Genomic DNA, 1,965 nt, shown 5'->3' with positions numbered 1-1,965 from the left:
GGACGAGGAGGGCTTGAACAGCAATATGACTTTGAGTTGCGCGGACAAGACGGCGGCTGGCAAATTGAAGTGGATGCTTTGGGGCGCCAGACCAAAATGTTAAGGTACATTCCATCTGTTAAAGGAAATAGTCTTTATACTACTATTGACTCAAAGCTTCAGGAAGCTGCCTATCAGGCTCTCAAAAAATCGGCTACAAAAAAAGGAGCGGCTATTGTCATTGATCCGAGAAACGGGGCCGTCAAAGCATTGGTTTCAGTGCCAGGATTTAATCCCGATATTTCGGCTGAAAAAGAGTTTTTAAAATATCTTAAAGATAAAGAACTTCCGCTTTTCAACCGTGCAATTCAAGCTTTATATCCTCCCGGCTCTGTGTTTAAAGTTATTACGTTTATCGGAGCAGTTTCAGACAATATCGTAAATCCTAAGGAAACATATACTTGCGAGGGCAGTTTTACTTTGGGAAACAGGACTTTTGCCTGCTGGCTTAAAACGGGGCACGGAAAGATGTCTTTGATTCCCGCCATGGCAAATTCATGCAATGTTTATTTTTATAATATAGGGCTAAAAATCGGACAAAAAATTCTTGAAAGCATTGCAAAAGAATTCAAGATAGGCGCAAAGACCGGCATCGACCTTCCCTCAGAAAAAAAAGGGCTTCTTCCTTCCAGCGAATGGAAACTGAAAAAAAGAAATATGCCTTGGCTGAAAGGCGATACGGTAAATATGGCTATCGGGCAGGGGCCATTATTGGTTACCCCAATTCAAATTGCTTCTATGATTGTTGCTGTAGCAAATGGCGGGACTTTATATAAACCGTATATTGTTGAAAAAATATCTGATCCGGACGGGAATATTTTGTATGCACACGAGCAAGAAATCAGGGGAAAGATAGAACTGAGCGAAAATACCTGGAAATTATTAAAAAACGCGCTTGAAACAGCTGTATCAAACGGAACAGGAAGAGGATGTTCATTTTCAAACATTAAAGTTGCGGGCAAAACAGGAACGTCTCAGAATCCTCAAGGAGAGGATCACGCATGGTTTGCTTCTTATGCTCCTGCCGACAATCCTGAAATAGCTGTAACAGTCCTGGTTGAACACGGGGGGACCGGCGGGCATGCTGCGGTTCCTGTAGCGCGCGCAATTTATGAACAGTATTTTGGTTTGTCTAAAGGTAAAACTGAAACTAAGAACATTTCAGTTTCAACATCAACGGTAATTAATTAGGGGACACTGAAAAACTCAGTGTCCCCTTGATTACAGTGATTAAAAAAGAGATTACACAGATTAATACGACGTAAAATCTCTGTAATCTTGCCGTTATCTGTGTAATCCTTCGATAAACTCAGGATGGTGAGCGAAGCCGAACCATCAAGGGCTTAATGAAAAATATATTCATAATAAAAAGTGCAATTTTTTTGATTAAATGCATGTCAAAACCGTGCACTTCTAAGCTTTTTTTCATATAACTCATTAATAATTCAATCATTAGTTTTATTTTTCAATAAGCCCTAATTAGAGTATCAGGAATGATATGTTTAAAGAAGAAAAAGGTTTATTCAATCGTTTCATAGAAAATACTGACTGGATTTTAGTCGGAGCTCTAATCTTTTTAATATTTACCGGTATTTTGAGTGTTTATTCTGCAGTTTTGCATTATGGTAATCCCGGCAGGTTTATAGCTACTCAAGGAGCCGCTATAGGTATCGGTGTAGCAGGGATGATAATTCTTTTGAGTTTCAATTATCAAAATTTTCGCCAATTTGTTTACCCTCTATATGTTTTTTCAATTCTAATATTAGTCTGTGTGCTTTTTTTCGGCGCTACGGTAAGGGGCACAAAAGGCTGGTTTAATTTCGGTTATTTTTCGTTTCAGCCGGTTGAACTGGCAAAATTAATATTTATTTTAGTTCTTGCAGGTTTTCTTGATATGCGTTCCAAAACAATTAAAACAGTCGCAAC

At 38.8% G+C, this 1,965-nt stretch carries 2 protein-coding genes; both read left to right on the top strand.

Annotation, left to right across the window (positions count from 1 at the left end; all coding sequences use genetic code 11):
* The coding region (locus tag NT145_05115; GenBank protein MCX5782067.1) for a penicillin-binding transpeptidase domain-containing protein at positions 1-1,230 on the top strand (1,230 nt) is incomplete at its 5' end.
* Between the two features lie 307 nt (positions 1,231-1,537).
* Positions 1,538-1,965, top strand: a 428-nt coding sequence (locus tag NT145_05110; protein ID MCX5782066.1) for an FtsW/RodA/SpoVE family cell cycle protein, incomplete at its 3' end; no start/stop codon positions are given.

The organism is Elusimicrobiota bacterium, assembly GCA_026388075.1.
Lineage (GTDB): Bacteria > Elusimicrobiota > Endomicrobiia > Endomicrobiales > JAPLKN01 > JAPLKN01.
This window is presented reverse-complemented; position numbering and strand designations above follow the sequence as displayed.